At 70.8% G+C, this 18645-nt stretch carries 15 protein-coding genes; 7 read left to right on the top strand and 8 right to left on the bottom strand.

Features of this window, described 5'->3' with window-relative positions:
• Positions 1 to 5: 5 nt before the first annotated feature.
• Positions 6 to 677 (bottom strand): hemerythrin domain-containing protein, encoded by a 672-nt coding sequence (locus ACSHV8_RS19725; protein ID WP_436535160.1) that lies wholly within the window; start codon positions 675 to 677, stop codon positions 6 to 8.
• Between the two features lie 73 nt (positions 678 to 750).
• Between ACSHV8_RS19725 and ACSHV8_RS19730 the strand changes: the two genes are divergently transcribed.
• The 3 genes from ACSHV8_RS19730 to ACSHV8_RS19740 all read left to right on the top strand — a co-directional run bounded on the left by ACSHV8_RS19730 (position 751) and on the right by ACSHV8_RS19740 (position 3169).
• Positions 751 to 1497, top strand: a complete 747-nt coding sequence (locus ACSHV8_RS19730; RefSeq protein WP_436535162.1) for an SAM-dependent methyltransferase — start codon at positions 751 to 753, stop codon at positions 1495 to 1497.
• Between the two features lie 117 nt (positions 1498 to 1614).
• Entirely contained in the window at positions 1615 to 2436 is an 822-nt protein-coding gene (locus tag ACSHV8_RS19735; protein WP_436535164.1) for a hypothetical protein, read from the top strand.
• A gap of 148 nt (positions 2437 to 2584) precedes the next feature.
• Positions 2585 to 3169 (top strand): hypothetical protein, encoded by a 585-nt coding sequence (locus ACSHV8_RS19740; RefSeq protein ID WP_436535166.1) that lies wholly within the window; start codon positions 2585 to 2587, stop codon positions 3167 to 3169.
• A gap of 614 nt (positions 3170 to 3783) precedes the next feature.
• On the opposite strand, the gene ACSHV8_RS19745 is transcribed toward ACSHV8_RS19740, so the two are convergent.
• Entirely contained in the window at positions 3784 to 4509 is a 726-nt protein-coding gene (locus tag ACSHV8_RS19745) for an SDR family oxidoreductase (protein ID WP_436535168.1), read from the bottom strand.
• Between the two features lie 85 nt (positions 4510 to 4594).
• On the opposite strand from ACSHV8_RS19745, the gene ACSHV8_RS19750 reads away from it, so the two are divergent.
• Positions 4595 to 5434: a LysR family transcriptional regulator gene (locus ACSHV8_RS19750; RefSeq protein ID WP_436535170.1), complete on the top strand. Its 840-nt coding sequence runs from the start codon at positions 4595 to 4597 to the stop codon at positions 5432 to 5434.
• A 76-nt stretch (positions 5435 to 5510) separates the two neighbouring features.
• Here the strand turns inward: ACSHV8_RS19750 and ACSHV8_RS19755 are convergent, their stop codons facing one another.
• A complete protein-coding gene (locus ACSHV8_RS19755; RefSeq protein ID WP_436535172.1) occupies positions 5511 to 8843 on the bottom strand; it encodes a caspase, EACC1-associated type in 3333 nt (1110 codons plus the stop codon).
• Between the two features lie 54 nt (positions 8844 to 8897).
• Between ACSHV8_RS19755 and ACSHV8_RS19760 the strand changes: the two genes are divergently transcribed.
• Complete coding sequence (locus ACSHV8_RS19760; RefSeq protein ID WP_436535174.1) at positions 8898 to 9290, top strand: effector-associated constant component EACC1; 393 nt, start codon at positions 8898 to 8900, stop codon at positions 9288 to 9290.
• Between the two features lie 6 nt (positions 9291 to 9296).
• On the opposite strand, the gene ACSHV8_RS19765 is transcribed toward ACSHV8_RS19760, so the two are convergent.
• From ACSHV8_RS19765 to ACSHV8_RS19775, 3 genes are all read right to left on the bottom strand, one after another.
• On the bottom strand, positions 9297 to 11573 hold the full coding sequence (locus tag ACSHV8_RS19765; protein ID WP_436535176.1) for a putative bifunctional diguanylate cyclase/phosphodiesterase: 2277 nt from the start codon (positions 11571 to 11573) through the stop codon (positions 9297 to 9299).
• A 20-nt stretch (positions 11574 to 11593) separates the two neighbouring features.
• On the bottom strand, positions 11594 to 12565 hold the full coding sequence (locus tag ACSHV8_RS19770; protein ID WP_436535178.1) for a DNA topoisomerase IB: 972 nt from the start codon (positions 12563 to 12565) through the stop codon (positions 11594 to 11596).
• Between the two features lie 246 nt (positions 12566 to 12811).
• Positions 12812 to 14989 (bottom strand): catalase, encoded by a 2178-nt coding sequence (locus ACSHV8_RS19775; RefSeq protein ID WP_436535179.1) that lies wholly within the window; start codon positions 14987 to 14989, stop codon positions 12812 to 12814.
• A 143-nt stretch (positions 14990 to 15132) separates the two neighbouring features.
• Here ACSHV8_RS19775 and ACSHV8_RS19780 point away from each other — a divergent pair, with 143 nt between their 5' ends.
• Positions 15133 to 15522, top strand: coding sequence for a hypothetical protein (locus ACSHV8_RS19780; protein ID WP_436535181.1), 390 nt, complete (start codon positions 15133 to 15135; stop codon positions 15520 to 15522).
• 71 nt (positions 15523 to 15593) lie between these two features.
• The gene (locus ACSHV8_RS19785) at positions 15594 to 16238 is read left to right on the top strand and encodes a sensor domain-containing protein (protein ID WP_436535183.1); all 645 of its coding nucleotides are present in this window, start codon (positions 15594 to 15596) and stop codon (positions 16236 to 16238) included.
• A gap of 57 nt (positions 16239 to 16295) precedes the next feature.
• Here ACSHV8_RS19785 and ACSHV8_RS19790 read toward each other — a convergent pair whose 3' ends face one another.
• Complete coding sequence (locus ACSHV8_RS19790; protein WP_436535185.1) at positions 16296 to 17195, bottom strand: anti-sigma factor RsbA family regulatory protein; 900 nt, start codon at positions 17193 to 17195, stop codon at positions 16296 to 16298.
• A 153-nt stretch (positions 17196 to 17348) separates the two neighbouring features.
• The gene (locus ACSHV8_RS19795) at positions 17349 to 18617 is read right to left on the bottom strand and encodes a sensor domain-containing phosphodiesterase (protein WP_436535187.1); all 1269 of its coding nucleotides are present in this window, start codon (positions 18615 to 18617) and stop codon (positions 17349 to 17351) included.
• Positions 18618 to 18645 lie beyond the last annotated feature (28 nt).

Consider the following 18645-nt stretch of genomic DNA (forward strand, 5'->3'; position numbering starts at 1 on the left):
TCGGATCAGTGACGGACGGCTCGGACGTGGTTCGCATACTGGCGGGCGCCGAACAGGCGCCACATCACGCGGGCCGGTGGGGGCATCTCGCCGAGGAACCAGGACTGCTCACGAGGTGTCGCGTCCTCCAGCACGGCGCCCGCGAGCAGCAGCTTCGCCGTCAGGCCGGCCGGGCCGTGGGCCATCGCGTGCTCCTGCGGAGCGTGCCACTCGGCGACGGTGAGGTGCTCGTGGATCAGGGGCAGGACCTCGCTCTCCTCCAGCGACAGGTGCTCGGCCAGCGCTTTTTCGAGATCATTCAATTTTTGTACGAGGTCGGCCCGCTCATCCGCACCCGCTGTCGCCGTCCAGCCGGGCAGGAGCGCCTCGATGGCGGTGACCGCGGTGGCGATCACGTGGTGCTGCTCCTCCATGACGTCGACAAGGGCCTGCTCCAACGGCACGCGTGAGCGCAGCACCGGCCAGAGCAGCTCGTCCTCGGCCTCGTGGTGCTCGTGCAGCATGCCGAGGATCAGCCCGACGTGCCGCCCGACCCGTCGCGCGCGGGTCGTGTCGCCGGGCGGGACCGCGGCGACCAGGGTCGGGAACAGCGCGAACTCGCGGCTCAGCGCACGGTGGATGACCTTCATCTGATCGGTCTCCGGCTTGTCGGCCGGGGCGTCCGGGTTGATCCGCATGCATTCACCGTAGCTCTGCTCCTTTCATTGGATCAAATCTCCATCGAATTACCTTCGTCATATAGTGAGCGCCGTGGATACCTCGGTCCCGCACCCGGCTCGCCGCTACAACTACTGGCTCGGCGGGACGCGGCACTTCGCCGCCGATCGCGAGTCCGGCGACGCGATCGCCGCCGCGTTTCCGGTCGTCGTCGAGCTGGCCCGGGCGAATCGGGCGTTCTTGGGCCGGGCGGTGACGTTCCTGACCGCGCAGGGCGTCGACCAGTTCCTCGACATCGGTTGCGGGCTGCCCGCGCCGGGGAACACGCACGAGGTCGCGCCCGGCGCCCGGGTGGTCTACGTCGACAACGACCCGCTGATCACGGACTTCGGCGGGGACGCGTTTCTCGCCGCCGACCTGCGCGATCCCGAGGCGATCCTGGCCGATCCGAGGCTGCGGGCCGCCCTCGATCTCGGCTCGCCGGTCGGGTTGCTGCTGGTCGCGGTGCTGCACTTCGTGCACGACGACGACCGGGTGGCGGCCGCGGTCCGGCGGCTCGTCGACGCGCTCGCGCCGGGCAGCTATCTGGTGGTGACCCACGGGACGATGGACTTCAGCGGTCCGGCCGGGATTTCCGCGTACGAGCAGATGTTCGCCCGTGGCGGCACGGACGTGCGGGCCCGATCGAGGTCGGTGATCCTCGGCTGGTTCGACGGCCTCGACATCGTCGAGCCGGGGATCGTCCCGGTCAGCGAGTGGCGCCCGGAGGACGCTCCGGCCGACCGGCCGGTCAGCGATGACCTCGGCATATACAGCGTCGTGGCCCGCAAACCGGTGTGATTTCAAATTTCTTGACATAGCCGGATTTCGGGCTGATGCTGCATAAGTCCGATTCCCCCGGTATGCCTGGTGCGCGCAGCTCATCCCCCTCGCTGGCACCGCTAAGGAGTCCCCCAGATGTCCTACGCTCTCGACGACGCCACCCTCGGTGACCTCTGTGCCAAGGCGCTCAGCGGACACGCGTCGGAGAACCGTTTCGTCGCCCTGGCCCTCGCCCCGCACGATCCCCTGGCCGACGTCGCGCGGACCGTCGAGCGGATGGTGTTCGAGGAGTCGTTCGGGCTGGACGAGGCCGCGATGGTCGCCGAGTACACCCCGTACGAGGAAATGAGTTATTTTTTCCTGATCCTGGATCGGGAGACCGGGCTGCCGGCGGGCGCCGCGCGGGCGATCGAGGGTGGCGGCAAGACGCTTGACGACGCGCCCGACCTGATCGGCGTGTCCCTGTCCGAGATCGTCGACACGCACGGCATGCACGACGGCGGCAAGATCTGGGACTACGCCACGCTCGCGGTGCTCCCCCGCTACCGCGCCGACCGCAACGGGCTGACCGTCAGCGGCATGCTCTACCGCGCGTTCATCAACGCCGGTCACCGGTGGGGTGTGCGGCACGTCGTCTGCATGCTCGACGCGGCCGCGTTCCGCAACCTCGACATGCTCGGCGTACGGTTCGTCGCGATGGCCGGCTCGGAACCGTTCGAGTACCTCGGCTCGGCCGCGAACCGCGCCCTGTACATCCCGTTCGAGGAGATCGCCCGCTCGATGGGCGACATGGCCGAACTGCTCCTGCAGCCCGAGGTGCCGGACGCCAACGGCCGGCGTCGCCCGGGCGCGCGGCGCGTGACCCAGCGCCTGGCCTCCCAGGTGTCGTCCGGCGACGACCTCGACCCGCACATCGACATGCCCGGCTTCGAACGGCGGCGGCGCCCGCGCGCTTGATCCCTGTTTGCGAGAAGGCGTCCTCTTCGTGAGGGCGCCTTTTCCGTTGTCCGGTACCGGCTTCGTGCCATGCCGTCCGCACGGTGGTACCGCGGTGCGCGCGGTCCTCATACAGTGCGTCGACAGTCGGCTCTACCCGGGAGGACACGTGCGGAGACGCCGTGGGTTCGTCATCGCTCTGCTCGCCTTGGTGCTGGTCGCCGTGGGGGCCGGGATCGCACTGTCACATCTGCGGAAAGGGTCGTCCGCCGAAGCCGCCGGTCCGGCCGCCGGCAACAGCGAGGAACCGTCGACGACCGCGTCGGACGATCCGGTGACCCTCGAGAGCGCCCCGGCCTCCACGCCGGCGACCAGGAGCAACAGCACCCCGAGCCACACGCCGACCCACAAGACCTCGACCAGCGCGGCGCCCAGCGGGCCGGCCATCTCCTACTTCCGGGTGTCGGGCAAGCCGTCCTGCCCGTCCGGGACCGACCAGACCCACTTCGAGGGCGACCCGGTGACCCTGGAATGGAAGGTGACCGGGGCCGAGAAGGCGACGATCTCGGTGGACGGGCCGGGGCTCTACGACACGTACGGGGTCAAGGACTCGGTGACGATCAACTTCCCGTGCAGCGGGGATCCGGGCTCCTACCAGTCCCACACCTTCATGTTGACGGCGATCGGCCCGAACGGGACCAGGACCAAGACCCTGACCGTCAAGGCCAAGGTCAACGAGATCACCACAACCTGAGCCGGCGTCCGCCTCCTCCGTTTGGGACAAAAGATCCAAGGGAAAAGGCATTACGCTACGTCAGATCCGGAGCTAGCATAGCTCTCCAGCCAGCGCATTCTGGCCGGAGAAAGGAACGACCGAACATATGCTTTTCCCCGAATCGTCCGATGCGCGGGCGGTGGCTCTCACTATGGCCTTCGCTGCAATTGCGCGAGGCTGCGGCTGCACGCCGACTGTCGAGGAGACCGCGCTGAGACTCACGCTGAGCCGCGATCTAAACATGAGCACAGCCCATGAGGCAGCGCATCTGATCTGCCAGTAGGTCCGGCTTTCATCGCGATCGAAATCCGAAGTCGAATGAGGCACCGCCGTTGCCGCTCGGGTCGGCGGTGCCTCTGAATTCTGATATCTGAATGACTGCCTTTCGTGCCACATAGGAATTATCTCGGGCCCCGTTGGACTACACAGTGCTCGGCTTGCTCGGCGAGGTGGCATGGGCGCGGTCCACCGGGCCCGGATCCGGAGGGGCGGATCGTCGCGGTGAAGGTGATCCGGCCCGAGTTCGCAGCAGTCGACGAGTTCCGCGCCCGGTTTCGCAGTGAGGTCAACCGGGCTCGCGAGGCCTCACCGAGTCACCAAGGGACGACGCCGGCGTCCTCGAAGAAGGCGCCGGTCGGGCCGCCGTCCGGCAGGGTGGCCAGGCGGATCGCCGTCGCGGCGCCCTGCTCGGCGGTGCGGTGGCCGCGGAAACCGTTCAGGTCGGTCGCGCAGTAACCGGGGCAGGCCAGGTTGATCAGGATGTTCGTCCCGACCAGCTCTCGCGCGTACTGGATCGTCACCGCGTTCAGGAACGTCTTCGACGGTGAGTACGCCGCGGCGATCGGCCCGATCTCCGCGCCCGGCGCCGACTGCCGGGTCAGCGAGCCCACGCCGCTCGACATGTTCACGATGCGTGGCGAGGCGGACCGGCGCAGCAGCGGGAGCAGGGCGTTCGTCACCCGGATGACGCCGATGACGTTCGTCTCGACGACCGTACGGATGATCGCCGGGTCGACCAGGGTGGGTTCCTGCGGGTGGCCGCCGGTGATCCCGGCGTTGTTGACCAGAACGTCCAGCCGGCCGTAGCGCTCCTCGATGAGGGCGGCGGCCGCGGTGACACTGGCGTCGTCGGTGACGTCCAGCGGGACGCCGAACGCGTCCACCCCGGCCGCCCGCAGCTTGTCCACCGCCTCCGAGCGGCGGGTGTCGTCGCGGGCGCCGACGCCGACGGTCTGTCCGCGGGCGCCGAGGCCGGCCGCGATCTCGTAGCCGATGCCCTTGTTCGCGCCCGTGACCAGTGCAATTGTTTGTTCGCTCATGGAATGAATCCTGTCCGTGGGCGGCCGGCGGGGCCAACACCGATCGGGTTGGTCGGCCATACCCTGCGGGTATAGCCTGGCCGTCATGGAGACGCGGGAGTTGCGGTACTTCGTCGCGGTCGCCGAGGAGCTCAACTTCGTGCGGGCCGCGCAGAAGCTCGGCATCGCACAGCCACCGCTGTCCCGCGCGATCAGCCAACTCGAACGCCGGCTCGCCGTCACGCTGCTGGAACGCTCCAGCCGCGGGACCACGCTGACCGAGGCCGGCGCCGTACTGCTGCGCGAGGCCCGCGCGGCGCTGGACGCGGTCGAGGCGGCCGAGCGGCGCACCAAACGGGCGGCCCAGGGGCAGGCCGGGCTGGTGCTGGTCACCAAGGCCGGCGCGTCGACCGAGCTGCTGGCCAAGCTGCTCGACGCCTACGACTCGGAGCCTGACTCCGTACCCCTGGAAATTGTTCTATGTGGAATCGCCGAACAGGAACGGATGCTGCGCGACGGGCGGGCCGACGTGGCCCTGTTGCATCTGCCGTTCGACTCCACGGCCGGGTTCGACATCGAGGAGCTGGGAACGGAACGGCAGGTGGCACTCCTGCCGGCCGGTCATCCGCTGACCACGCGCCGACACGTGCGGATGGCCGAGGTGCAGAATCTGCCCGGCCTGCCGCTGCCCCGCTGGCCGCGGCGGGACGGCAGCTATCCGGACGGCGCCGGGCCGCACGTGCACAACACCATGCAGGTGCTGCAGCTGGTCTCGCTCGGCCGGGCCTGCATGGTCGCCCCCGAGTCGAGCCGCCTGCACCTGCCCGAGGGCATCACCGCCGTCCCGGTGCTCGACGCCCCACCGGTGACCACGGTGATCGCCTGGCCGCCGCACAGCCGTTCACGCGCCCTGGCCGCCCTGGTCCGCACCGCGACCCGCCTCTAGCCGACCCGACCTCAAAACCAGGAAGATCAGCCATTTCCCGTACGGCGTCAGCGGCCGGCCACCACCGCAGGGCAGATCAGACCGGGTCTCCCGCCTCGGAGCGCAGTTCGCCGAGCGCCTCCCGTGTGCGCCGGGTCGTCGGGTGCCCGCTGCCCAGCACCCGTTCACGATCGGCCAGCACCCGTGCGAACAGCGTGATCGCGTCAGCCGTCCGGCCCGCCTCGGCGTAGGCCGCCGCGAGGTTGTGCCGGGTCGTGAGGGTGGCCGGATGGTCGCCGCTGAGCACCCGTTCCCGGTCGGCCAGAACCTGTTCGAACAGCTCGATCGCGTCGGCCATCCGCCCGGCGGTGGCGTACGAGATGGCGAGGTTGTGCCGGGATTTCAGCGTGTCCGGATGGTCGTCCCCGAAGTGGGATCGGGATGTCTCGATGACCGTTTTCTGCAGCCGGGTCGCGTCCTTGAGCCGGTCGGCCGCGGCGTAGGCGCGGGCCAGGTTGTTCATCGACGCCAGGGTCTCCGGGGTGTCCTCGCCGAACAGGCGGCGGAAGGCGTCCAGCGCCTGTTCGTGCAGCTCGATGGCGTCGTCCAGGCGTCCGGCGATCTGGTAGGCGGACGCCAGGTTGTGCCGTGCGGTCAGGGTGTCCGGGTGGTCCTCGCCGAGGAAGGCCTTCCACTCGCCGAGGATCCACTCGAAGTGGGTCACGGCGGTTCCGGTCTCGCCCTGGAAAAGACGGTAGGTCGCGGCCTGTTCGGCGAGGTTCAGCAGGTCGGCCGGGCGCATGTCGGGCCGGCGCTGCTCGATCAGCGCGTCGACGTGCGGCAGGAGCTGGTTCCAGCGTGCCCAACCGGCCACGTTGCCGACCGGATCTTCGGGTACGGCGGTCCGCAGCAGCCGGGCCGCGATCTCGTCGCCCGGTTCGGCGCCCGAGCGGGCCACCGCCAGGACCAGGCGATGCGCGGTCAGGGCGCCGTCGTGGCGATCGATCAGGCCGAACGACTGCAGGAGCCCGAGCGCCAGCTGCAGGTCGATCGGATCATCGGCCAGGGGCAGGAGCACGTCCTCCGGGAGGGGATCGGCGGCCAGCCAGGCCAGCGCCGAGATGAGCCGCGCGGCCGTGGCCGACCGTTGCGCCACCGCGTCCATCGTGACCCGCAGCGTCCCGGCGACCGATCGATCGCGCAGGCCCAGGCCGAGGATTTGGTCGGAGCGGGACGCGAGCAGTTCCCGATAACCGTCGAAGTCCATTCCCTGGTGCAGGCTGATGAACGCCGCCGCCTGTGACAACGCCAGCGGCAGCCCGCCGAGGTCGGCCGCCAGCCGAGCCGCTCCGGACTCGTCGTCGAGACCGGTCATCCGGGTCAGGACACGCACGCACGATGCCGGGTCCAGCATCCCGAGGCTCACCGCGGTCACGCCCAGTCGCGCCCAGCCGGCCGCGCCCAGGTTCCGGCGGGTCGTGATCAGCGCGCCCCCGCGGCCGGCGACCTCGCCGAGCAGCGGTTCGACGGCCGCGACCTCCTCCACGTTGTCGAGGATCAGCAGCCAGTCACGGTTGCCCTGCAGCCAGGAGACGGCCCACTCACGGGCGTTGGCGAGTATGCCGGTCGGCCGGAGCCGGGCGGCCAGCGCGGCGAGTCCCAGCGTGACGTTCTGCTCGGTGTCGGCGTTGATCCACCACACCAGGCGGTAGCGGTCCCGGTACGCCCGCGCGTAGTGCAACGCGAACTCGCTCTTGCCGATGCCGCCCAGGCCGTGCACGGCCGCCTGTCCGGCCGGCCCGTGCAGGACGGCCGCGAGTACGTCCAGATCCCGGCCTTCGAACACGGCCGTGCCGAGCGGCAGGTTGTCGATCCGCGCGTTGCCGGAGAGCGGACTGACGAGAACGGCCTCGTCCGGGCGCGGGTAGATGGTGACGGTCACCGAGTCACCGGCCCGGGTCACGGTCGGCTCGATCGCGCCGTGGGCCCGGCAGTCGGCCACCGCGCGGGGGATGCCCGCGCCCTCGGTCTCGACCAGGCTGTTCCAGCTCAGCACGTGCGCGAGCCAGAAATTGCGGTGCCGTGACTCGCCCTGCAGGTCGCGCAGCGGCTGCGTCCGCCCGTCCGGGAGCTCGGTCGCGTGCCATCGTCCGGGGCTGGTGATCTCGACGCGATCCGTGTAGACGCGCACGTGCACGCACATCTGGGTGTCCGCGTAGTCGCGGTGGACCAGGGCGTTCGCGATCACCTCCCGGACGGCGACCATCGGGAACCGATGCACGGCCTCGGTCACCGCGGCCGCTGCCGTGGGCGCCTCACCCCGCCGGGACAGAGCGGCGACGAAGGCCAGCGCCTCCTCGATCTGCTCCGGGACGGTGCCGCTCAGGTTCCGCTTGTCGATCGGCGCGTCCTTACCGGTGCCGTGGTAGTGCGTGCACTGAACGGTGGCGGTGGGGATCACCGCGGTCGGGTTCTCGCCGAACAGCAGGGCGCCGGCCCGGGTCAGCCGGCCGTCACGCATCAGGTTCGCGGCGTGCAGGAACGTGGCGGCGGAGTCGCGCCGGGACGTCGCCCGGCCGACGTCGCGCCGCATCTTGCGGCGGAACTTGGCGACCTGGCGGGGATTCACGAACGTCGCGGTGGTGGTCAGGTCCAGGTACGGACGGTTCTCGTCGGACTGCTCGACCGCCGGGACGACCGAGGCCGGCGGGACCGGCCCGGCGGCCGGGGCGACGCGGCGCGCGACGGGCACGGCGCCGTGCCCGTCGAACCGGTGCCGCGGTGCCGGGCCACCGGTCAGCTCGCTGCTCAGGAACTTGTACAGCTCGGCCACGTCGACGTGTCCGTCGCCGTCGCCGTCGACCGCGCCGTGCAGCAGGCCCTCGATCACGGCCCGGGTGAACGGGCTGGGCTGCCCGTCGGTCTCGGCGTCGTCGGCGAGCTGGGTGGCCCCGGTCGCGGCGAGCACGAACCGGCCCTTGCCGGAGAGCAGCTGTTCCACGGCCACGCCGGAGCCTTTGAAGGCGCCGGCGTGGCAGCAGTCGAGGATGATGACGATCGCCTGGGCCAGCGAGTCGTTCATGATCTCGTTGAGCGTCTCGTTGGACAGTGCGGTGCCGGGCAGCAGGTCGCCGCTAGTGTCGGTGGCGCACAGGTACAACCGGCCGTTGCGGCTCCGCCCGTGACCGCTGAAGTACAGCAGGAGAACGTCGCCCTTGGCGGCCTCGCTGAAGAACTGGTTCACGTTCAGCGCGATCTCGTTGCGGCCCGCGTCGAAGAGCACCGTCACGTCGGCCGGGGCGAACATCCCGGTGCGCTCGTCCACCAGCGCGGTGCTCAGCATCCGGCCATCGGTACGCGGCCCGTGCAGCGGGACCAGCCGCGAGTCGTCGTCGTATGTGGAGTTGCACACCAGGAGGGCGCGGTACACCGCTGCTACCCTACGACTTCCGGCCAAGCTCGTCGATCCATCGGAGACGAACCCGTGACCTCGACCACGATCATCCTGCGGCCGGAACTGGCCGGACTGGGCGCCGACGACGAGCGCACTCACGCCACCGTCCAGGAACTGGTCGACGACCTGCGTTCGGTGGAGATCCCGCCGTCCGCGCAGGGGCGGCCCCGGCCCGGGACCAAGGGCGAGCTGACCGATCTGGTCATCTCCCTCGGCGGGTCGACGGCGGTCGTCGGTGCCGCCGTGCGCGTGTTCCACCTGTGGCTGAGCCGGGATCGGCGGCGTTCGCTCACGCTGACCACCGACCGCGGCGACGGCCGGCGGACGGTGGTCGAGATCAGCGGCGACGCCGTGTCCGACGAGACGGTCCGGGAGGCGATGCGGCAGCTGCTGGAGGACGAGCCCGACGAGCCCGGGGCCTAACACTCATCAGACCGTGACCCGCACCGGCGGCCGGTAGGCGGGGATTTCGGTGGCCGGCAGCGGCCTCGCATAGTGATACCCCTGCGCATACCGATACCCGAGCCGATGCAGCTCCGCCGCCTGCTCGGCCGTCTCCACCCCTTCCGCGACCGCCCGCAAGTGCAACCCGTCGCAGATGTGGATCAGGGCGGCGGTCACGACCGCGTGCTGGCCGCCCTCGGTGATGTCGTCGACGAACGACTTGTCGACCTTGAGGATGTCGGCCGGGCAGGTGCGGAGCAGGCTGAGGGACGAGTGGCCGGTGCCGAAGTCGTCGAGGGCGATGTTGACGCCGAGCGCGGCGATGGCTTTCAGTTCGGTGAGGGCGGCGCCGCCGTCGAAGACCGCGGTCTCGGTGATCTCGACGGTGAGGACGTGCGGGGGCAGGCCGGTGCGTCGCAGGACGGCATCGACCTCGCCGGCGAAGCCGGATTCGCGCAGCTGCCGGGCCGACACGTTCACGGTGACCGTTTTCGGACTCGCGTCGCCGAGTTCGTAGAGCCACGCGGCGCCCTGACGGCAGGCTTCCTCGAGGATCCAGGCGCCCAGCGGCACGATGAGCCCGGTGCGTTCGGCGGCCGGGATGAACACGCCGGGGCTTACCGGACCGCGGTCCGGATGGTTCCAGCGGACGAGCGCCTCGACGCCGAACAGCTCGCCGCCCGGGATGGCGACGATCGGCTGGTAGAGCAGGTACAGCTGGTCGGTGTCGAGCGCCATCCGCAGGTCGGCGGCGAGGCGGGACTGCTCGGCGGTGCGCTGGTCCATCTCCGCGGTGTAGCCGACCTGGCGGCCCTTGCCCTGGCCTTTCGCCTCGTACATGGCCACGTCGGCCCGCCGCAGCAGTTCGTCGGCGGTGTCACCGGCGCGGGCCGGGGCCAGGCCGAAGCTGGCCTCGACGACCAGTTCGTGACCGGCCGCGTGGACCGGCAGGCGCAGCTGGGCGGCGATGGCGGCGAGGATCGCGGCGTGGTCGCCGGAGCGCAGCAGCAGCGCGTACTCGTCGCCGCCGAGCCGGGCGACGACCGCGTCGGCCGGGAGCTGGGCGGCGATCCGGTCGGCCACGGCGATCAGCAGCGCGTCGCCGACCGCGTGCCCGAGGTCGTCGTTGATCTCCTTGAAGTCGTCCAGGTCGACGAGCGCGGCACTGACCGTTTCCGGTCCGTCGGCCAGCGCGGCGTTGATCTCCTCGACCAGCACGGTCCGGTTCGGCAGCCCGGTCAGGCCGTCGTGGGTGGCCCGGTGGGCCAGTTCCCGTTGCCGGGCGTCCAGGTCGTCGAGCAGCAGCGTGTTGTCCCGCAGTGCGACCAGTTGCCGGGCCGCCACCAGCACGGTCACGGTGACCGAGCCGAGCGCGATGGCCACCAGGTCGGAGGTGTGGGTGAGCGCGCTGAACAGCAGCAGCCCGCCGGTGGCCAGCACCGCCGCGTACGGCATCAGGCTCAGCCGCCGCGTGGCCGGTCGCGGTTCCGGCATCCCGGCCCGGGTCGCGCGCAGCTGCCGGTCGGCGGCGATGCACAGGCAGAAGCAGGTGGTCGGGAGCAGCACGTGCGCGGTGTTCAGGTACGGGCGCGAGGCCAGCAGCGGCGCCAGCGCCCCACCGGCCGTGCCGACGGCGCCGGTCATCGCCAGCAGGTGCAGTGCCCGCCGGTCGATCGGCCCGGTGCCGGTGAACGCGACCTTGATGAACGCGAAGACGCAGATGAGGCCGGAGACGATCACGATCAGCACGGTGATCGCGCCGGCCACGCTGTCGCCGAGCCAGCTGTGCCAGCGCGGGTAGATCAGGTGGAAGGCGAACGTCAGCACGGTGACGATCATGGTGGCGTTGTCCAGGCCGAACCGGAGCCACTCGATCCGCGACCGGTGGACGCCGGGGATGCGCAGCAGCCCCCACATGATCGCGGCCAGCCCGGAGATGTAGATCGCCGAGGTCCAGCCGCTGATGTGCTGGCCCTCCTGGCTGCCGCTGAAGTAGTCGTAGGCGTTGCCGGCCGCGCCCAGCCCGATCAGCACGATCCCGACCGACACGTAGCGCCACATCGTGCGCTCGTGGTCGGCGGCCCGCCACGAGGTGAGCATGGCGTTGGGCACGGCGATCAGCAGCGGCAGCCAGCCGATCACCGGCGGAGTCCGGACGATCAGGCCGACGCTGAACCAGGCGGCGCAGGCCAGGACCAGTCCGCCGGCGAGCGCGAGCGTGCGGGTCAGCCGCCACGACGGGACAACCGGCTGATTCGTCACGACGGTCTCATCGGCTGCGCCTAGGTCTCCTTGAGAAGCTTCCGCACTTCGCGCTCGTCGCCCCGCCGCGGCGCCTCGCCGTCCTCGTACTTCTCGAGCAGGCGCGGGTCGACGTACGAGGCGCGCGCCACCGCCGGAGTGTTGCCGAGCTTGTCGGCGACCTCGCGCATGGCGTGCGCGACGACCTTACGCCTTTTGGTCTTGGTCGGCTGCGGCCCGGCCTCGGCCAGTTCGGCGGCGGCGGTCACCGTGCCGTGCCACGTGCGGAAATCCTTGGCGGTCATCGGTGCGCCGCTGATCTCGCGCAGGTAGTCGTTGACGTCGTCGGCGTGGATCTCCTGCCAGCGCCTCCGGGACGGATCCCAGTAGGCGAAGAGTCGCTTCCGGCCGCGCCTCTTGAGCGCCGTGAGAACTTCCGCAACTTCGCCGTCCTCGACGACACGCTCGTGCTCCACGCCCGATTTGCCGGGAAATTTCAGCATGAGGGAGCCGCGGCGGCGACGGACGTGCTCGGGCCGCAACGTCGACAACCCGTAGGACGGATCCTCGTCCCGGCTCGCCGACGCGTCTCCGCCGATCCGGAACATTCCGAGGTCCAGCAGCCGCACGACAGCGGCCAGAACCCGATCCCGGGTCAGCCCGCGGCCGGTCGTCAGATCCTCACACAAACGGTCACGCATCTTGGGCAGGCGACCGGCGATCTCCCGTACCCGATCGAATTTCTCCTCGTCCCGGGCCGTGCGCCAATCCGGGTGGTACCGGTACTGCTTCCGTCCGGCCACGTCAAAACCGGTCACCTGAATGTGACCGCGCGGATCCGGGCAGATCCACACGTCCCGCCACGCCGGCGGAATCACCAGTCCCTTGATCCGCTCGAGAACCTCCGGGTCCCTGATCGGCCCGCCGTCCGCGTCGAGGTAGCGAAACCCCGTCCCGGACCGCCGACGCGTGATCCCCGCCCTGGTCAGCACACTGCGCCGCAACCGCGCCATCGACCCTCCCCAACGCCGCCAGGCCTACCGCCTACCCACAAAGACCAAGATCAAATTCTTCATTGCCCATCTCCGCCGGGGTACGGACCGTCGCTCCCGCGGGGACCCTTCCGACCTGAGCAGGGCGCTGGCGCGCCCAGAACGCTCAGCCCGCAAGGGCGACGTGGTCGGCTGGTTGCGGTCAGAGCAACAAACCCGCCGACCGGAACCGCGATGACATCACGGTTCCGGCTGGCGGGGCGAAGATCAGCTGACGGTGGCCGGGAAGCGCTCCCAGACCCGGTGGGCGGCCATCAGCTGCTGGAGGGCGGCCAGGACACCCGTGGACGTGTCGTGGGTGACCACGCCCGGGGTGTCGGCCAGACCGGTCCGCTGCAGCAGATCCACGCCCGGCCCCCACCCGCCGATGGCCTTGGCGTGCCGCCAGGTCTCGTCGATCAGCAGGCTCACCCGCGGGTCGACCGCGGCCGGGATCGGGGCCGGGGGCGCGTCGGGGGCCGGGGCCGGGGCGGCGGCCAGCAGCAACGCGTCGAACTCGATCGAGCGGGCGGTCGCGAACGTGCGCTGGGCGGTCAGCGAACCCACCGTCCCGCCGTGCGGCGCGATGATCAGCGGGACCATCCCGGCCCCGGCGATCGCGTCACGCACCTCGGCCACCCCGTCGAGGGCGGACTCGTCGACGACGATGCCGATGACCCGGCCGTCGCCCGGCCATTCCCCGCCGACCTGGGACAGCGCCGGGCTCGGCGTGACCTCGGGCAGCTCGGCCGAGGCCGAGGGCGCGGGCAGACCCAGCCCTTCGGCCACCGACGCGCACAGCACCGGGTCGATCTCGGCCAGGCACTGCAGCTGCCGTTCCTTGATCGTCTGGTGGTACACCTTGCTCAGCTCGAACGTGTACGCCCGCACGATGTGCTCGCGCTCCACCGGCGTCATGCTCAGCCAGAAAAGTCGTACCTGGGAATAGTGGTCCTTGAAAGAGACCGGCAGGTCACGGATCTTCGGTGCCTCGGTGACGACCACCGGCACGTCGACGAACCCGTTGTCCGGATCCGGCGCCGGGTTGCCGCCGTCGAGCGAGTTCGGCCGGTACGGCGCCACGCCGGCGTGCACGGCCTGCTGGTGGAAGCCGTCGCGGAGCATGTCGTTGACGGGCGCGTGCGGCCGGTTGATGGGGATCTGGTGGAAGTTCGGCCCGGCCAGCCGGGTGAGCTGCGTGTCGACGTACGAGAAAAGCCGCCCCTGCAGCAGGGGATCGTTGGTCACGTCGATGCCCGGCACGAGGTTTCCGAGGTGGAAGGCGACCTGCTCGACCTCGGCGAAGAAGTTGGTCGGGGTCCGGTTGAGCACGAGCTTGCCGACGAGCTGGACCGGCGCGAGTTCCTCGGGCACAAGCTTGGTCGGGTCGAGCAGGTCGATCCCGGCGAACGTCTCCTCCGGGGTGTCCGGGAAGACCTGCAGCCCGAGCTCCCACTCCGGGTAGGCGCCGGCTTCGATCGCGTCGTACAGGTCGCGCCGGTGGAAGTCGGGATCGAGGCCGGCCGCGATCTGCGCCTCCTCCCAGACCAGCGAGTGCACGCCCAGCTTGGGCTTCCAGTGGAACTTGACCAGCACGGTCTCGCCGTCGTCGTTGACCAGGCGGAACGTGTGGACGCCGAAGCCCTCCATCATCCGGTAGGAGCGGGCGATCCCCCGGTCCGACATGTTCCAGATGGTGTGATGCTGCGCCTCGGTGTGCAGCGAGACGAAGTCCCAGAACGTGTCGTGCGCGCTCTGCGCCTGCGGGATCTCCCGGTCCGGGTGCGGCTTGCCGGCGTGGATGATGTCCGGGAACTTGATCGCGTCCTGGATGAAGAAGACCGGCATGTTGTTGCCGACCAGGTCGAACGTGCCCTCGTCGGTGTAGAACTTGGTCGCGAACCCGCGTGTGTCCCGCACGGTGTCGGCCGATCCGCGGGAGCCGAGCACGGTCGAGAACCGTACGAAAACGTCGGTCTCCTTGTTCTTGGTCTTGAGGAACCCGGCCCGGGTCAGCCCGGACGCCGTGCCGTAACTGGTGAAGACGCCGTGCGCGCCGGTGCCGCGGGCGTGGACCACGCGCTCCGGGATGCGTTCGTGGTCGAAGTGCGTGATCTTCTCGCGGAAGTGGTGGTCCTGCAGCAGGATCGGCCCGCGCGGCCCGGCCTTCAGCGAGTGGTCGGTGTCGCGCAGCCGGGCGCCCTGGGCGGTGGTCAGGTAGGCGCCCTGCTGGCCGACCGCCTCCGGTGGCGCACCGGTCTCGGCGCCGGTGGGCGTCCGGGTGTCCGGCTGCCCCTGTTCCGGGCTCGGCAGCAGCGATTCGACGGGGGCGGTCGGCTCCTTCAGGCTCGGAGTGCCGCTGCCCGGGGCTCCCGGAACACTGGGCTCCTTCTTGCGTGATTCCATCCGGACAAACTCCTCAATAAGGTGTATTCAGCCAGGGGTGCGGATACCCAGGCCCGACACCGGCAAACCCCGGACAACGGCCGCCGTTGATCTCGCATAGAGTGCTCGCAATTTCGTTCCCCTCGACCCCTTGCGAGCGCGTGATGGCCGCTTTCTCCCTCGACCTGCGCCACCCCGCGGGCGCCTTCCTCTACAACGCGACCCGGCCGCGACTGACCATCGACGGTCATGACGTTCCGGTCCGGGAGTGGGGCGTGCAGCAGCTCGACCTGATCCCGGGCGGGCCCCACAAGATCGAGATCTACGTCCCGTACGTGTTCCCGCGCCGCGTCGGCCGGGTCACGCTCGACTTCATGGTGCCCGAGGAGGGCGTCGCGCTGGAGTACATGGCGCCGACGTTCACCTTCGCCAAGGGCAGCCTCGGTGCTCCCGGCGCGCAGAAGTCGTCCGGTTTCCGGACCACGTGGACGATGAACATCGTCGCCGCCGTCGTGGTCGTCGCCGCGTTCGTCTACCTGAAGTCGCAGGGGTAGGGCTAGCCCTACCCCGTAAGGGCTAGCCCGCCCCATCGTCCGGCGCGCCCGCGTTCAATAGCGTCGACAGCATGACGACGACGCAGATCGATACCGTACTTGTCCCGGCGCCGGCCATGCGGTTCGTGGCCGCGACCGGGACGAACACGCGCTACGTCCTCAGCGGGCTGCCCCTGGCGCTGAGCTCGGCCGTGGTCTGTGTGACCGCGTTCTCGGCCGGGCTCGGGCTGGCCGTCGTGTGGCTCGGCGTACCCCTGCTGATCTTCGCGCTGGGCATGTCCCGGGGCTTCGCCGAGACCGAGCGCGGCCGCATCGCCAAGGTGCTGGGCGAACCGGTCGCCCGGCCGGTCTACCGCACGACCGATTCCACCAACCTTCTCGTACGGCTGGTCACCGTCCTCGGCGACCGGCAGACGTGGCGCGACCTCACCCACGCGGCGCTGCGCTGGATCCCCAACTCGGTCGCGTTCTCCCTGGTCACCACCTGGTGGGCCGGGATGCTGGGCGGCCTGTCGTGGGGACTGTGGGGCTGGGCGCTGCCGCACGGCGACGTCGAGGTGCCGCAGCTGCTCGGTTTCGGCGACTCGTACCTGACGATCGTGCTCTTCTACCTGGCCGTGGCCGCGGTCTTCGCCGCCACCCTGCCGACCGTGGCCCACGCCGCCGCCCGGCTGGAGGCCCGCTTCGCCCGGTCCCTGCTCACCGCCACGGCGTGATCACCGCCGCGGCCGGCCGGCTCGTCGCCGGACCGGCCACCCTGTGGTGACCGGGCGTCATTCGCCCACGAGGTCCATCTGCAGGCGGATGCTCGTGCCGCCCGGCCGCGTGTCGATGCGGACCAGGTCGCACAGCTGGTTGGCCAGCAGCAACCCACGGCCGCCCTCGCTGGTCGCGGCCGGTGGGATGCGTCCGGCGAGCGGGTCGGCCACGTGGCCGCGGTCGTCGACCTGGCAGACCAGCACCGACGTCTCGGCCCAGATCGCGACGACGCCGCCGGCCGGACTGTGCACGATGGTGTTCTCGGCCAGCTCGTTGACGGCGACGATCAGGTCCTCGGCGGCGATCGTGGCCAGACCGGCCGCCTGGGCCAGGCGCTGGGTGAAGCCGCGGACCGCGGCGAGGTCGCCGACCGTCGTGAAGGCGAGCGTCTCGGCGCCGGCCGGGACCGGGGGCAGCGGCGCGTCGAACCGCGCCGACGGCGTGTAGTGCGGGCTGGGCCGCCGTGAACCGTCGGTGATCGTCACCGGGTGGGTCCGTTCGGCGTCGCGCAGCCAGGCGGCGGGCAGGGCCAGGTCGTACGGGCACAGCACGGTCCCGCTGAGCACCCGCCCGATCAGCGCGTCGTGCTGCACGCAGGCAGGTTGTTCGATCGGTGTCCGGCCGGGCCAGACCGCTTCCTGGATCACCGCGACCGGCCGGCCCGGGTGGGCGGCCGCGAACGGCAGCAGCACGCCGGGGATGATCCGCCCGGGGTTGCGCCCGGCGACGGTCAGGTCGACGTAGCGGACCGCGTCGCCGAGGTCACCGAGGGCGTCCTGCACCGCGACCAGGTTCTTGCCGGGGACGGCGACCAGCACCGGCTCGCCGGCGGCCACCGCGGCCCGGGCGAACGCCGTGGTGCCGCGAAGATAGTCGTCGAAGTCGCGGTAGAGCAGCGCGGGATGGTCCGTCACTCGACCATCACGCCACCTCCGAACCGAGCCCCACCCGCAGGTGTGAAGACTAGCCCCACCCGGCGGCAACAGCGACCGGGCGCCTTGGTGGGCGTAACCCCGGCCCGCATTGCGCCCGCGACGTCGACCGGTCGGGTCTCTCGACGTCGGCCGCTAAGGGTGCAATGCCTGCGAGCCGGAGGCGACGCCGGTAAGCACAGCGACCGGGGCCAGGCATCGCAGCAGTGATCGGGCCGCGGCGACGACCAGCCGGCGGTCGTGAGTCAGCGCGAAGTCGAACCGCCGCCCCCGGTCCGGGCCGTCGTCGCCCAGGTCCCGGGCGACCAGGGCGGCCGCCCGGTGCGGGCCGACCACGATCACGTTCCACTCGCCGTACATGCTGTCGGCCGCGTCGAGGTGCGCGCCGCGCACGCCGGGGGCCGGTTCGCCGCCGAGCCCGGAGCCGACCGCGGCGACGAACGGGCTGTGCGCGGCGATGCGCGTGTACCGGGCCGCGGTGGCCGGGGTGAAGTGGCACGAGTCCTGGAAGCAGGCGAGCAGCACGGGTGGTTCCGGCCCGTCGCCGGCGAGCGCTTCCAGGTGCCGGCTCATGGACATCAACTGCGATTTCGACGTACGGGTGACCGGCCGTTCCGCGGCCACCACCTCGAACGGCGTCCGCGCGTCGCCGGTGGAGCGCCGCACGTGCGGCAGCGCGGTCGCGTACGGCAACTCCCCCGGCAGCGGCCCCGGCATCCCGAACCAGAAGCCCTGCCCGACCGTCGCTCCCATGCTGCGCGCGACCGCCACCTGCTCGGCCGTCTCGATCCCTTCGGCCAGCACGATCGCGCCGCTGGCCTCGGCGTAGGCGGCGACCGCGGCCACCACCCGGGCGGTGTTCGGGTCGTCCGGCGCCCGGAGCAGCTGCATGTCCAGTTTGACCACGTCCGGGTGCACGAACGGCATCAGCGCCAGCGACATCGGGTCGGCCCCGACGTCGTCGAGCGCGACCCCCCAGCCGTTCTCCCGGCAGCTGGCGGTCGCCGCGAGCAGCGCCGCCGGATCGTCGGCGATGACCCGCTCGGTCATCTCGGTGACGACCCGCAGCCGGTGCCGGGCCTGCTGGACGATCGGCACGAGGTCGGCCGGGCAGTCGGCCCGCCACGCGGTCGGTTCCATGTTCACGAACAGGTTCAGTTCCGGGCCGAAGCCCGCGTGCAGGGCCGCCCGGTACGCGGCGGCCCGGCAGACCCAGTCCAGTTCGGCCTCACGCCCGATCGCCCGGGCGGCGGCGAACAGCGCGGTCGGGGTCTCCAGCGGCGAGCCGGCCGGGCCCCGGCTGAGCGCCTCGAACCCGAGCACCCGACCGAAGGTCAGGTCGACCAGGGGCTGGAAGACCGGCGTGACCAGACGACGGTCGAGCACTTCGTGGATGTCGGGCACGTCGGCCACCATCGTCCGCGCAAGGTCC

The organism is Actinoplanes sp. HUAS TT8 (assembly GCF_051380535.1).
GTDB lineage: Bacteria > Actinomycetota > Actinomycetes > Mycobacteriales > Micromonosporaceae > Actinoplanes.